Origin of the sequence: Lutimonas vermicola, assembly GCF_038433205.1 — a bacterium.
Lineage (GTDB): Bacteria > Bacteroidota > Bacteroidia > Flavobacteriales > Flavobacteriaceae > Lutimonas > Lutimonas vermicola.
This window is the reverse complement of record NZ_JBCDNA010000003.1, coordinates 383045-397451: the sequence shown is the minus strand read 5'-3', so window position 1 is coordinate 397451 and position 14407 is coordinate 383045. Positions and strand designations below refer to the sequence as shown.

Annotated in this window: 10 protein-coding genes; 8 read left to right on the top strand and 2 right to left on the bottom strand. The window is 39.5% G+C overall.

The annotated features are described in order from the left end of the window. Window positions 1–87 precede the first annotated feature (87 nt). From AABB81_RS13770 to AABB81_RS13760, 3 genes are read left to right on the top strand one after another with little or no spacing between them, the layout of a single operon-like run. Window positions 88–1203 (top strand): NTP transferase domain-containing protein, encoded by a 1116-nt coding sequence (locus AABB81_RS13770; protein ID WP_342161136.1) that lies wholly within the window; start codon window positions 88–90, stop codon window positions 1201–1203. A 15-nt stretch (window positions 1204–1218) separates the two neighbouring features. Continuing rightward, window positions 1219–2301, top strand: coding sequence for a ThiF family adenylyltransferase (locus tag AABB81_RS13765; RefSeq protein WP_342161135.1), 1083 nt, complete (start codon window positions 1219–1221; stop codon window positions 2299–2301). 44 nt (window positions 2302–2345) lie between these two features. After that, window positions 2346–4115, top strand: a complete 1770-nt coding sequence (locus tag AABB81_RS13760) for a MutS-related protein (protein WP_342161134.1) — start codon at window positions 2346–2348, stop codon at window positions 4113–4115. Window position 4116: 1 nt separating this feature from the next. Here the strand turns inward: AABB81_RS13760 and AABB81_RS13755 are convergent, their stop codons facing one another. After that, window positions 4117–4542: a molybdenum cofactor biosynthesis protein MoaE gene (locus AABB81_RS13755; protein WP_342161133.1), complete on the bottom strand. Its 426-nt coding sequence runs from the start codon at window positions 4540–4542 to the stop codon at window positions 4117–4119. A 7-nt stretch (window positions 4543–4549) separates the two neighbouring features. Beyond that, window positions 4550–4792: a molybdopterin converting factor subunit 1 gene (gene moaD / locus AABB81_RS13750; RefSeq protein WP_342161132.1), complete on the bottom strand. Its 243-nt coding sequence runs from the start codon at window positions 4790–4792 to the stop codon at window positions 4550–4552. Window positions 4793–5022: 230 nt separating this feature from the next. Here moaD and AABB81_RS13745 point away from each other — a divergent pair, with 230 nt between their 5' ends. The 5 genes from AABB81_RS13745 (at window position 5023) to AABB81_RS13725 (ending at window position 14331) form a co-directional block, all read left to right on the top strand. Further along, the gene (locus AABB81_RS13745) at window positions 5023–6639 is read left to right on the top strand and encodes a 4Fe-4S dicluster domain-containing protein (RefSeq protein WP_342161131.1); all 1617 of its coding nucleotides are present in this window, start codon (window positions 5023–5025) and stop codon (window positions 6637–6639) included. 57 nt (window positions 6640–6696) lie between these two features. Beyond that, the gene (locus AABB81_RS13740) at window positions 6697–9600 is read left to right on the top strand and encodes a molybdopterin-dependent oxidoreductase (protein ID WP_342161130.1); all 2904 of its coding nucleotides are present in this window, start codon (window positions 6697–6699) and stop codon (window positions 9598–9600) included. A 46-nt stretch (window positions 9601–9646) separates the two neighbouring features. Next, the gene (locus AABB81_RS13735; protein WP_342161129.1) at window positions 9647–10678 is read left to right on the top strand and encodes a TlpA family protein disulfide reductase; all 1032 of its coding nucleotides are present in this window, start codon (window positions 9647–9649) and stop codon (window positions 10676–10678) included. A 142-nt stretch (window positions 10679–10820) separates the two neighbouring features. Next, complete coding sequence (locus AABB81_RS13730; RefSeq protein ID WP_342161128.1) at window positions 10821–12542, top strand: SulP family inorganic anion transporter; 1722 nt, start codon at window positions 10821–10823, stop codon at window positions 12540–12542. A 55-nt stretch (window positions 12543–12597) separates the two neighbouring features. Further along, the gene (locus AABB81_RS13725) at window positions 12598–14331 is read left to right on the top strand and encodes a SulP family inorganic anion transporter (RefSeq protein WP_342161127.1); all 1734 of its coding nucleotides are present in this window, start codon (window positions 12598–12600) and stop codon (window positions 14329–14331) included. Window positions 14332–14407 lie beyond the last annotated feature (76 nt).

The window sequence follows — 14407 nt, the reverse complement described above, 5'->3', positions numbered from 1 at the left end:
AGATGTTATCAGAAATTCATAGAATCATCTTTATTAAGTATTTTAGCAATACAAAAATTCAGCAATAACCTACTTATTAATTGATTCATGAAAAAACATGTAAAACATGCGGCGCTCAACAGACGGAATTCAGGCCAAATGGCTCCATTCGAACTGGCTGTTCTTGGAACAAAATGTTCCATCATCAGAGAACTTGTCAAGGAAGTGTGTTTATCGGTAAATAACCGATTCAAGATTGCCTATGCGGATGCATCGCATAATAAGGAAACTCTGGAGCCAATATTTGACGATTATACATTTCATAATTCCGGGGATCTGGCAAACAACCGGTCCTATCATATGAATCCTTACACGGATAAGATCATGTTCTCAGGTTATGATCTTGTATTTATAAATGGCAATCATTATCCCGGTATTACTCAAATACTGATTTTGGATGAACAAAAGGAAGCGTCGGTTCTAAAAAGAATTGAGCAACTTGACAACATTGCCTTTTTGATCAATTTGAACCACAAATCGAACATCTTTGATTGTCTTAGTCAAAAACACCCAAACATATCCGATCTCAAAAGATATTCCATTAATGATATTGCTCAAATAAGCGCACATATTGCAAAATTGATTGAAGCGAATACAGCTCCTCTTTCGGGGCTGGTCCTGGCAGGAGGTGAAAGCGTCAGAATGGGCACTGACAAGGGACTGTTAGACTATTTTGGTAAATCTCAAAGAGTTTATTCATTGGAAATGCTCGAAAAATTGAATTTGAACGCTTTTTTATCGGTAAGGAAAGAGCAAAAACTTAAACAAGACAAGGTCATTGAAGATAGCTTTATCGGATTGGGTCCCTTTGGAGCTATTTGTTCAGCATTTCAGCACAACCCTAATTCAGCCTGGTTGACATTGGCCACAGATTTACCCTATGTTGACGAGAAACTGGTGCGCCAATTAATGAATCATCGCGATCCCAGTAAAGTGGCGACAGCAATAAAAGGGAAAAACAAGCAATTTCCCGAGCCCCTTATCACGATATGGGAACCAAGGGCTTACCCCATAATGTTACAGTTTTTAACCTTGGGTATTTCATGCCCCAGAAAGGTGTTGATCAATTCAGATGTTAAAATTGTAGAAGTTGATGATGACTTTATTATTAATGTAAATACCCCTGAAGAATTCTCGACAGTAAAAAAAGACATCCACAAATAAAAACTACACATCCAAATGTACGCTGACAAGGAGAAAATGTTTTTACGGCAAACCACTTTAGCCGAAATTGGTATGGCCGGACAAGAAAAACTCCAGAATGGAAAAATCGTAATTATAGGTTGCGGTGGCTTAGGGAGCGCTGCAGCAGTTTATTTGGCTGCAAGTGGCATAGGAAATATTCATCTGGTTGATTATGACAAAATCGACCTCAGTAATTTGCATCGACAGGTTTTTTACCGGCGTGATCAGGTTGGAAAATCCAAGGCTAAAATACTTGCCGATTATATTGAGCAGATAAGCCCTTTCGTAAATATTAGTTACACTGAAGAACCTATTTCCAAATCGAATATAGATCAACGATTAAGCACGTTTTCACTCGTTGTTGACTGTACCGACAGCCTCCCTACCAAGTACCTTTTAAACGATTATTGTGTCCTTAAAAACAAAACACTTGTATACGGTTCTTTATACAAACATGATGGCTATGTAAGTGTTTTTAATCTTAAATCAAAGGGAGCGCACAGTGCACATTTAAGGGATGCCTTTCCTTCTGCTCCCAGAAATCACGTGCCCAACTGCTCTGAGGTTGGTACATTAAACCCTATCGTCGGGATCATAGGATTGATGCAGGCTAATGAAGTCATTAAAATTATAACCGAAACCGGGGAGTCCTTGATCAATAAGATCCTGATCTATAATTCAATGGAAAACTCCCAGTTTATTATGAAACTGCAACCAGGCTTCAGCTTAACTGAGCTTGAAAGCATTTATAATACGAACAGTTATTTTGATGCCAGGTGTCAGGTACAGGATGATTCTTTACTCATAGATGCCGAAGAAATGAAGAAAAGGATACCTGATGACAATATAAGGATCATCTCAGTCATTGAAAACGAAGCAATCCCTCATCCCTTTGCCATTGACCTTAGAATTCCTCTTTCAAAACTTGAACCATCCAAGCTGGAACCTTTTAAAGAAAAGGAAGTCATTGTGATCTGCCAGAAAGGAATTTCAAGTTATACGGCAACACAACAGATAAAAAAAATGTTTCCTGATATAATGGTTTACAGTTTAAAAAATGGTATCGATTATTATTAATTTAGTTAACTCATCCAACAAAAAGAAATAAAAGTCTTTCCCCAATGTCAGTACCTTTAACATTTTATCAAAAGGAAAAAAAACATTTTGAGCAGCAAAGAGATCTGTTGAGAAAAAAAATCCATATTTCCAGTTTATTGCGAATTGGATTATTTCTCCTCGCATTTCCCTCGGCCTATTTTACTTATCAAAATAAAGCCCTATTTACAGGCATTATTGTTTTTTGCCTTGTGGGCTTTGTTCTTCTGGTTCTTAGGCATCAATCACTTGTTATTAAAAGAAGGCTTTCTGAGCAATTGATCGAAATCAACAATGTTGAAATAGAAGTTATAAAAGGCAATTTTGATTCGTTACCTACAGGAACTGAATTTATAGATACAGATCACTTTTACAGCAATGATATAGATCTTTTTGGCAATGGATCCTTTTTTCAATATTTGAACAGAACTGCCACTATCTCGGGAAAGAAAGCCTTGGCTCAGTTGCTTCTGGAGAATAATATAAATCAAATTCAGGCAAGACAGGAGGTTATCAGGGAACTCTCTCTGAAAGTTTCATGGAGACAACGTTTTTTGGCCTTGGCCAACATGGTAAGGGTTGAACTTGATCATCATACGATTATCTCATGGATTCATTCCTACAGGTCATTTCTTCCAGCAATGATGATATATCTTCCCGCGGTTTTCTCTTTTGTATCCCTACTTATTACGTTAATGCTGGTTTTTAATTTGGTTTCATTTTATCTTCTTGTGGGTTGGTTTTTTATTGGGTTATTCATCACCATTCCCTATTTTCAAAGAATCAATCATCTCTACACAGATGCCGGAAAAATAAAAGATACCTTCAAACAGTATCACAGCTTGTTACAAGAAATTGAAGACTTGTCAATTCATTCTTCACTGGCTTTAGAACAGCAACTAAAGATCAGGTCGTCAAAAAAAAAGGCCTCCGTTATTTTTAAAGAGTTTTCAAAAATTCTTGATGCCTTTGATCAAAGAAATAATATGCTTGTCGGTTTACTTGGAAACGGATTCCTGCTGCGGGACATTCGTCAAACATCAAAGATTGATACGTGGGTTGCCACCTATCAGTTTCAGGTGGAAAGCTGGTTCGAAGTGATCGCATATTTTGACGCTCAGATATCCCTGTCAAACTATGCCTATAATCATCCTGATCATCACTATCCTGAAATAATCCAGAATGAAACAGTTATTCTTGCCAAGGCGCTGGGTCATCCCTTACTGGACAGAAAAATTAGGGTAAATAATGACTTTTCGATCAATAAGAAAGATTTTCATATTATCACAGGGGCCAACATGGCTGGAAAAAGCACTTTTCTAAGGACCGTTTCACTGAGTCTGGTCATGGCCAATACAGGTTTGCCGGTTTGTGCAGATAAAATGTATTATTCACCAATCAAATTGATCACGAGCATGAGAACTTCTGATTCCCTGGCCAATGAAAGTTCTTATTTCTATGCAGAAATCATGAGGTTGCGATTCATAGTAGAGCAGATGAAAAATGAAGAATACTTTATTATCCTGGATGAAATTTTAAAAGGAACCAATAGTAAAGATAAAGCCATGGGTTCAAGAAAATTTGTCGAAAGACTTGTTAAATCGGGTTCTACGGGCATCATTGCGACTCATGATCTTAGCCTCTGCGATATAGAAAAGGTCTACCCTCAAATCCATAACCAGTTTTTTGACGCCAAGATAAAAAACGAAGAGCTTTTTTTCGATTATACTTTAAAAGAAGGTATCTGCACCAACATGAATGCCTCATTCCTGCTGAAAAAAATGGAGATCATCTGATTTAAGGATGTGCATTCACCCAAACTTCACCATCCTCAAAAAATTCTTTTTTCCAAATAGGAACAGTCTCTTTCAACGTATCTATTGCATACTGACAGGCCTTGAATGCCGCATCCCTGTGTGCGGATGAAACCGATATGATCACGGGGACCTCACTAACCTCAAGGTTTCCGATTGCATGATGTATTGCAATTTTTTCGATACCAAACAATTCAAGTGCCTTTTCAGCAATAAGATTCATTTCTTTGACTGCCATAGGTTCATAAGATGAAAATTCCAGTGCTTTAACCTCCTTGTTTTCAGTGTTGTTTCTTACGGTACCCACAAAAAGAGCCAAACCACCACAGCTATTGTCCTGAACGAATTGATAACATTCGCCCAGCGATAATCGATCTTCGGTTAATTTTATAAAAATCCTGTTTTCCATAAATGATTTAGCCACCGCTTACTGGTGGAATGATAGCCACTGTGTCTTTATCCGATAATACAAATTCTTCATCCGCATAAGTTTCATTAACAGCAACAGCATAGGTATCCATTGTTGAAAATGAAGGGTATTTTTGTTGAAGAAGTTCTCGAAACTCCTTTACTGTTTTACCCTCTTCCAATTCCACGGATGCCTTGCTTTGTCCTGCCAAATCCTTTGACATCCCGAAAAAAAGTGCATGAATTTTCATAATTCAGTTTTCACAAAAATAACCAATACCCGCTAGAGGAAAAAATTAATAAGCATACTCTTAAAAATTCAGTATCAATGCGTATCTTTAAGTAACTAATGTTACAGCCCAAAACAGGCATTTCATTAAATTTGATAAACGGTACCCGGAACGCCTTTAAAATATCCCTGTACTTTTTCTCAATTGCATTATTAAATAGGAATTCCCATTAATACGAAGCCATTTCGAATATGAAATACGGATTTATTATTGACAACAGAAAGTGTATCGGTTGTCATGCGTGTACAACTGCCTGCAAAAGTGAACACGATGTGCCTATAGGGGTCAACAGGACCTATGTAAAACAAGTCGAAAAAGGAGTTTTTCCCAATACCCGCAGAATTTTCTCAGTGATGAGGTGCAACCATTGCACAGATGCTCCTTGTGTTGAGATTTGCCCGGTTGAGGCCCTGTACACCAGGGAAGATGGTATTGTTGATTTTGACAATAACAGATGTATAGGATGTAAATCATGCATGCAGGCTTGTCCATATGATGCGCTTTATATTGATCCGGATAATAACACCGCTGCCAAATGTAATTATTGTGCCCACAGGGTTGAAGTAGGAAGGGCACCGGCATGCGTGGATGTATGTCCCGAGCATGCGATTATTGCCGGAGACATGGACAATCCGGAAACTGAGATTGCAACTTTGCTTGCCAGGGAACAGGTCATGGTCAGAAAACCTGAAAAAGGAACCAAACCCAATTTATTCTATATTGATGGAGATTATCAGTCTCTTGATCCTGATTCAACAGATAAATCAGGACCCGGCTTGTGGAATTCGCAATCAAGGGGTGTTGGCCACTATGCCAAGGCTGCCGAAAAACTGATGCATTCAAATGACGATATTAACTTGTTGCAAATGAGTATTGACAATGAGATACAGGCTGCCTATCAGAAAAAGGACTCTGAGAATCCAAATTATATAGACGTGCTCAATGGCAAAGCAAGAAGGGTATATGATACCCCGGACAAAGGAATTCTTTGGGGCTGGGAAGTATCGGCCTATGTCACTACAAAAGCGATTGCTGCAGGTGCATTCTTAGTTCCATTGCTCGCCATTGTTTTAGGTTATGAAATTTCAAATACCACTAAATTACTTTCTGTGGGAATCTCTTTGGTGTTTTTAGGGCTCACCGGACTGTTTTTAGTGATGGATCTGGACAGGCCTGATAGATTTTTGAATGTACTGCTTCGGCCACAGTGGAATTCCTGGCTGGTCAAAGGAGGCTATACCATTTCTATTTTTGGCCTTTTAATGACAATTTGGGGGGTTGCAACATTTTTCGAATGGAACATTCCTGAAAACCTACTGCTTGGATTAACCGCTTTCTTTGGAATTGTCCTTGCCATCTACACGGCATTCCTGTTTGCTCAGGCTAAAGGAAGAGATTTTTGGCAAAGCCCAACACTCCCGTTGCACATGCTTGTGCATAGCGTTCTTGCGGGTGCAGCTGTGTTTTCAATCTTAGCAGTTGTATTAGAACCTGAAGGATGGATGGAGAGCTTAGGAACCATTATTAGTATTTCCCTGCTTGTAAATCTGATGACGCTTATTAGTGAGCTCACTATTACGCATCCCACAAAAGCAGCAAAAAAAGTGGTGCATATGATCCTGAAAGAGCAATACAAGGGCTTATTCTGGTTTGGAACCGTGATTGTAGGAAATATTCTACCGTTGATTTTGGTTCAATTTTTTCCAAGTCCTTTAACCCTGGCAGGAGCCGGAATCTTAATTCTCATTGGAATCTACATCACAGAAAAAATATGGGTAGAGGCGCCTCAAAGAATTCCTCTGGCCTAGTGAAACAAAAAAACGAAAGACGTCAACAAAGAGTCTTGAACTTATAAATACATCAATATGGGCTATAAAAAAGCATCCTTTATAGAAAATCTGGCTGAGAAAATTGGCCTTATTCCAGACCTTCACAAAGAAGGTTATCAGGAATTTGATTCTGATATGCGTCATTTTAGTGACGAAAAAGTTGCTGAGATGTATGAAAATTTCCCTCCTCCTGAAAAGTGGAATGACTGGATAGAATTTGATCCCAAGTCTTGGCCCAAAAAGAAGAAAACCAATTATCAGATTGTACCAACCACCTGCTTTAACTGTGAAAGTGCCTGTGGTTTGACTGCTTTTATTGATAAATCATCAGGAGAGATCAAAAAGTTTGAGGGCAACCCCTATCATCCGGGGAGTCGCGGCAGAAACTGTGCGAAGGGACCAGCTACCATCAACCAGGTAACCGATCCCGATCGTATTTTGTTTCCGTTGAAACGCAAGGGGAAACGTGGGGATGGAGAATGGGAAAGAATTTCGTGGGATGAAGCCCTTGATACCATTGCCGACAGGATCAGAAAAGCTTTGAAAGAAGACAGACACAATGAAATTGCCTATCACGTTGGAAGACCCGGGCACGAAGGATTTATGAATTGGGTATTGCCGTCATGGGGTATTGACGGACATAATTCACATACAAACATCTGCTCTTCCGGAGCGCGATTTGGCTATAATATATGGTACGGATACGACAGGCCTTCACCAGATCATGCAGAGGCCAAATTTATTTTACTCATCTCGGCACATTTGGAATCCGGGCATTATTTTAATCCTCATGCACAGCGTATTATTGAAGGAAAAATGAAAGGAGCCAAACTGGCCACCATGGACCCAAGGCTATCCAACACGGCTTCTATGAGTGACTATTGGATGCCTTCTTATCCCGGAACAGAAGCTGCAGTGCTTTTGGCCATGGCGCTGATCATATTAGAAGAGAATTTATACAACAGGCCATATCTAGAAAACTGGACCAATTGGCAAGAGTACCTTGAAGCCAAACACCCGGATAAAGAGATAACGTTTGAAAATTATATCGAGGCCATGAAGGAGGAATACAAAGAGTTCACTCCTGAATTTGCTGAAAAAGAATCAGGGGTAAAAGCGGAAATGATCCGTGAGATTGCAGTGAAAATTGGTGAAGCCGGAGAACGGTTTGCCAGTCATAACTGGAGAAGTGCCGGAGCCTCCAACTTAGGCGGTTGGGCCGTGGCTCGTTGTTTACATTTTCTCACTGTGCTAACAGGTGCCGTAGGAGCAAAAGGCGGAACATCTCCAAACTCCTGGAACAAATTCAAACCCGAAGTTCCTAACCCGCCAAAACCTCAGAAAAAATGGAATGAATTGCATTTCCCAAAAGAATATCCATTGGCGTTTTTCGAAATGAGTCAATTGCTGCCTCACTTCCTTAAGGAAGGCAGAGGAAAAATGGATGTTTACTTTTCAAGGGTATTTAATCCTGTCTGGACCTATCCCGACGGATTTACCTGGATGGAAATGTTTATGGATGAAACAAAATTCGGCCTTCATGCTGCCTTAACACCAATATGGAGCGAAACGGCCTTTTTTGCCGACCTTGTATTACCCATGGGTCTGGCGCCTGAACGACACGACATTAATTCATATGCTACACATGGCGGAACCTGGGTAGCCTTCAGGCAACCCGTGTTAAGGGAAGCTGCCCGAAGAAACGGAACCCCTGTTCAATATACCTATGAAGCGAACCCCGGAGAAGTATGGGAAGAAGATGAATTCTGGATCGAGTTGAGCTGGAGGATTGATCCGGACGGAAGCATGGGTATCCGCAAACATTTTGAATCGCCAAAACGACCCGGCGAAAAAATTACCATTGAAGAATACTATCAATATATATTTGAAAGAATCCAGGGTTTACCGGAAGCTGCAAAAAAAGAAGGTCTGTCAGAATTTGAATATATGTCTAAATACGGGGCCTTTGAAATTGAAAAAGGAGAGTCTTACAAAAAGAACGAAAACCTGTTGAGCAAAGAACAGTTGAAGGGATCTGTGGTAGATAAAAAAAACGGCGTCATCAGGAAGAATGGCAAAGATATCGGGGTTATGATCAACGGAGAAGCCATGGTTGGTTTTCCAACCCCGTCAAGGAAAAACGAATTCTATTCTCAAACGATGGTTGACTGGAACTGGCCCGAATATTCAACACCAACCTATATCAAAAGTCATATCCATAATGATGTATTAGACAAATCCAAAGGTGAATACGTGCTGGTTCCGACATTTAGGCTGCCAACCCTTATTCATTCAAGGTCGGGCAATGCCAAATGGCTCGTGGAAATCTCAAATAGAAATCCTATCTGGATGCATCCTGAAGATGCTGCCAAATGGAATTTTAAAACCGGGGACCTGGTTAAAATGAACACGGATATAGGATATTTCATTGATAAAGTGTGGGTCACCCAGTCAATGAAGCCCGGAGTCGTAGCTTGTTCTCATCATATTGGAAGATGGAGAAGAGAACAAGATTCTGATGGAAACCGTTGGGCCACAAACACTGTTGACATTGAAAATACAGCTACAGGACAATGGAAAATGAGTACAAAAAGGGGTATTAAGCCTTTTGAATCAAGCGATAGTGACTCAAAAAGGATATTTTGGAAAGACGGAGGAGTTCATCAAAACATAACTCATGCTGTTCATCCCGACCCGATCAGTGGCATGCACACCTGGCATCAAAGGGTGCGCATCGAAAAACCAGGGCCGGATGACAACTATGGTGATATTTTTGTCGACACCAATAAATCACATGAGGTATATAAAGAATGGTTAGCCATGGCCAGGCCGGCACCAGGTCCGGACGGTCTTCGCAGACCACTATGGTTCAAAAGAGCATTTAAACCTGATGAATCAACGTATTATATAAAAGACGATAAAAACAATCCTGAAAAGTAGAATTAATTTTATATTTGGCCGTAAAAGTTACATTAAAAAAACACAAATGAGAAAAATTGCTTATTTCATGGTTGCGCTGGCCATCGCATCCTGTAAAAACGAGCCAAAAGATTATGTTTCGTTATCTGGAAATATTACTGATAAGAACAGTGATTCTGTAGTCATTAGAAGTAGAAACTATTCCAAAACTATTCCTGTTAATGAGGATGGGTCGTTTAGGGACACTCTTAAGATAGAAACCGGGCAATACACTTTTTATGACGGAGGCGAATCTGCTTCTGTATTTTTGAAAAATGGATTTGACCTTGTCATAACTCTGGATACTAAAATGTTTGATGAAACGGTTAAATTCTCGGGAAATGGTGCTGAGCACAGTAATTTCCTAGCCCAAAAATCTTTGTTACAAGAACGTTTACTTGACCTTGATGAGCTTATGGCTTTAGATTCTGTTGCTCGTGAAGAAAAATTTATGTCAATAAAGGATGAGCTGACTAGCTTTTATAATTCAGACCAGAGCATTGATACATCGGTTGTGAACAGCAGTTTAAAAAGCATAGATCCTATGCTTAATTCTTACAGAAGGTATATCAATGCAGATTTGGCAATGAAAAGAGACCTCCCTAAAGGGACACCCTCTCCTTTGTTTATCGATTATGAAAATATTACTGGTGAGAAAACTTCCCTTTCTGATCTTAAAGGAAAATACGTATATATTGATGTTTGGGCTACTTGGTGCGGACCGTGTAAGGCTGAAATTCCTTCCTTGAAAAAGATTGAAAAACAATACCACGGCAAAAATATTGCCTTTGTGAGTATGTCCATAGACGATGACAGATCACATGGTGGATCATGGGAAAAAGCCAATGAAGACTGGAAAAAAATGGTTGCAGAAAAAGAACTGGGAGGTATACAAATTTTTGCACCTAAGGGATGGAAATCAGAATTTGTTCAAGACTATCGAATCAATGGAATTCCGCGGTTTATTCTTGTTGATCCGGAAGGCAACATCGTGAGTGCAAGTGCACCAAGGCCTTCAAGTGAAGCACTGATCAAATTATTTGAAGAAGAAAATATATAACCATAAATTATAGGCTTGACCTTATTGTCAAGGTCTTTTGGTACAGGGATCACCAAATGATTCACGATTTTAAATTCCTGGCCGAGAAACTGTTAAGTTTTTTGGTGGAATTGCGACTATAATAAACCTAAAATTGCACACGATGCTGCAAAGATTTTTTCCTTTTTTAGTATGGTTGCCCTTGGCAAAAAAGTCTTGGAAGGATGATTTAATTGCAGGGTTGACAGGAACAATAATTGTGATACCGCAGGCCGTGGCTTTCGCAATTATTGCAGGCTTACCACCGGTATATGGTTTTTATACAGCGATGATTACCCCTGTTATCGCAGCTCTATTTGGTTCTTCCTATCATTTGATTTCAGGGCCTACCACGGCAATTTCAATTGTTGTTTTTGCCACGGTGAGCGAAATGGCAGATGCCACTACAGATATTGAAAACTATGTTGCGCTTACTCTTGTATTAACAGCTATGGCAGGTCTTATCCAATTTGCCATGGGCCTCGCCAGAATGGGTAAACTGGTCAATTTTGTTTCGCATTCGGTGATTATTGGTTTTACTGCAGGAGCAGGCGTGTTGATTGCCTTTAAACAACTTCAGCATGTATTTGGATTAGAAGTTCCCAGAGGGAGTTCATTCTATACGATTTTAAAAACAATTATTTTAAACATTGATCAAACGAATTGGTATGTTTTTGGTGTAGCCATAGGAACCATGCTGATTGCTATTCTCGTTAAAAAATTTATAAAACCTCTTTCGAGGTTTTATATGCTTATCGCTATGGTTCTTGGTAGTGTTCTTGCCTACTTTTTAGGCGGCGAAGCAAATGGTATAGAAAATGTAGGTGAGATTCCATCGAGTTTACCTCCTTTTCGCATTCCTGCTTTTTCAATAACAAACATTCAGGAATTAAGTACAGGAGCCCTTACCCTGGCATTGCTCGGACTGATTGAAGCTGTTGCCATCGCCAGGTCTATTGCCCTGTCTTCTCATCAAAGGATAGACGGAAACCAGGAATTCAAAGGACAGGGATTGTCTAATATCGTCGCCAGTTTTTTTTCAAGCTATATGGGATCCGGATCTTTTACAAGATCAGGAGTCAATTATCAGGCCGGAGCCAAAACCCCAATGTCTGCGATCTTTGCCGCTATTTTTTTGATGGTTGTTTTGTTGTTGTTCTCACAGTATGCTTCATTTCTGCCTAAATCGGCCATGGGAGGGATTATCCTGCTCGTGGGTTATAACCTTATTGACTTTCATCATATCCAACAGGTGTTCAAAAGCAGTGGAAGAGAACTAATCGTTTTGGGAACCACCCTTTTTGGGGCATTGTTTTTTGAACTCGAAACAGCTTTGTTCTCGGGGATAGGACTTTCTTTATTCTTTTATTTGGAAAAAACGGCAAAACCAAATATTGCCGTTCTTGGAACTACCAAGGTACATCGCTTTATCAATGTCATTAGAAACCCTGATGTCAAGGAATGCCCGCAGCTTAAAATCGTAAGGATAGATGGTTCAATTTATTTTGGAGCACTAGAGGTCGTTTCGGAGTTCTTTGCGAATCTCTATGAAAGAGGAGAAGTAAAACACGTATTAATCGTCGCCAAAGGAATTAATTTTATTGATCTTGCCGGAGCTACATGGCTTGCTTATGAGGCAAAAAAATGGCAGCAAAGAGGTGGTGGAATTTATTTCAGCGGACTAAAAATCGTAAGTCAGCAAATCCTGAAAAAAGGAGGGTTCAGAGAAGAAATCGGGGTAGAAAACTTTTATGTGGATAAAGCAACGGCTATTCATGCTATCTTCGATAAGCTGGATAAAAAGATTTGTGAGAATTGTAAAGTTCGTATCTTTCACGAATGCTAAAACTCCTTTTTTTATCTTATAAAAAAGTAATTAACTCATGTATTTACAGTAGTTTATGCATTTAAAACAGCATATTCCTATTTTACAATGGCTGCCAAATTATAAGAAGGCCTGGCTAAAAAATGATCTTTTTGCTGGTTTGACGATTGGCGTCATCCTGATTCCCCAGGGAATTGCCTATGCGATTATCGCGGGCCTTCCTCCTATTTATGGACTCTATACCGCTATGATCCCTCAAATAGTCTATGCTATTTTGGGAACTTCAAGGCAACTCTCTGTTGGACCTGCGGCCATGGATTCATTGATCGTAGCTTCGGGAATTAGCGTTCTTGCAGCCACAGGATCGGAACACTTTATAGTCTTAGCCATACTGCTTGCTTTTATGGTAGGGTTTTTTCAACTTCTGTTTGGCCTTTTTCATCTTGGTTTTTTAGTTAACTTTTTATCCAAACCGGTCATTAGTGGTTTTACTTCAGGCTCGGCTGTTATCATTGCTGTAAACCAATTGGGTAATCTTTTTGGCATACAAGTAGATCGGAGTAACCAAATGCACATTTTACTCATAGACATTATTCACAAATTTTCTGAAATTCACTGGCCGACTGCCCTTATCGGACTCGCAGGTATAATAATGCTTTTGGCCTTCAAAAACATCAATAAAAAAATTCCTGCTGCCCTGCTGGTTGTCGTCCTTGGAATTCTTATCGTTTACGCATTCAAATTGGATCAGGCAGGGATTATGATTCTGGGAGAAATTCCCAGAGGGTTGCCCAAATTCATCATTCCATCATTTGATATGGCCTTGATGGAGGAACTTTCAGGGCTGGCATTGACCCTGGGCCTCATTGGATTTATGGAAGCCATTTCAATTGCTAAATCAGTAGAGGTAAAACACAACAGTTATCAGGTAAATGCCAATAAAGAATTAATTGCCCTTGGTTTTGGAAATATGGTTGGATCCTTCTTTCAAACCTATCCTGCCACGGCAGGCTTTGCAAGAACAGCAGTAAATGACCAATCGGGAGCAAAGACTCCGCTCTCATCTCTGATAGCAGCATTAATTATCGCTTTGTCTTTATTATTCCTTACCCCAACTTTTTTCTTTTTACCAAAAGCAATCCTTGCCGCCATTATTATAGTTGCTGCGTTCGGGCTATTGGATTTTTCCATGCCGAAAAACCTATTGAGTTATAACCGAAGGGATTTGATTATTCTGAACACTACTTTGTTGATTACAATTTTTGTAGGAATTAAGGAGGGCATCCTTTTTGGTATTGTACTCTCTTTGGCTATGCTGATTTACAAATCAACCAAACCCCATATGGCTGTTCTTGGCAATGTACCGGGAACCCATTTCTACAGAAACATAAATCGATTTGACGATGTAATCATTGAGGAAGAAATCCTGATTGTGAGATTTGATGCCCAATTATATTTTGCAAATACCCAATACTTCAAGGATAAGCTTAAAGAATTTTCGCTGGAAAAAGGTCCGTCGCTCAAATTGCTTATTATCGATGCTGAAAGCTTAAATGCTTTAGACAGCAGTGCCGTTTATGCCCTTGAAGAAGTCCACGACTATTTTTCTTCAAGAGATATTACGTTGGCTTTCGCAGGCCTGAAAGGCCCCGTAAGAGATGCCCTGGTGAAATCAAAACTCATGAAAAAAATTCGGTACGATCATTGCTTTATGAGTATACAAGAAGCTGTCGATTGCTACAAAGAAAACTGCTTTGAGCTACCGAAACCTTATAGTTATCAGGAGTATACGAAACAATCTAATCGTTAAAAAAGTGGAAGATTATGGTAACAAGTGTTACATATGATAATTCATCTTTCCTTAACTTTGAGTAAATTTAAAATAA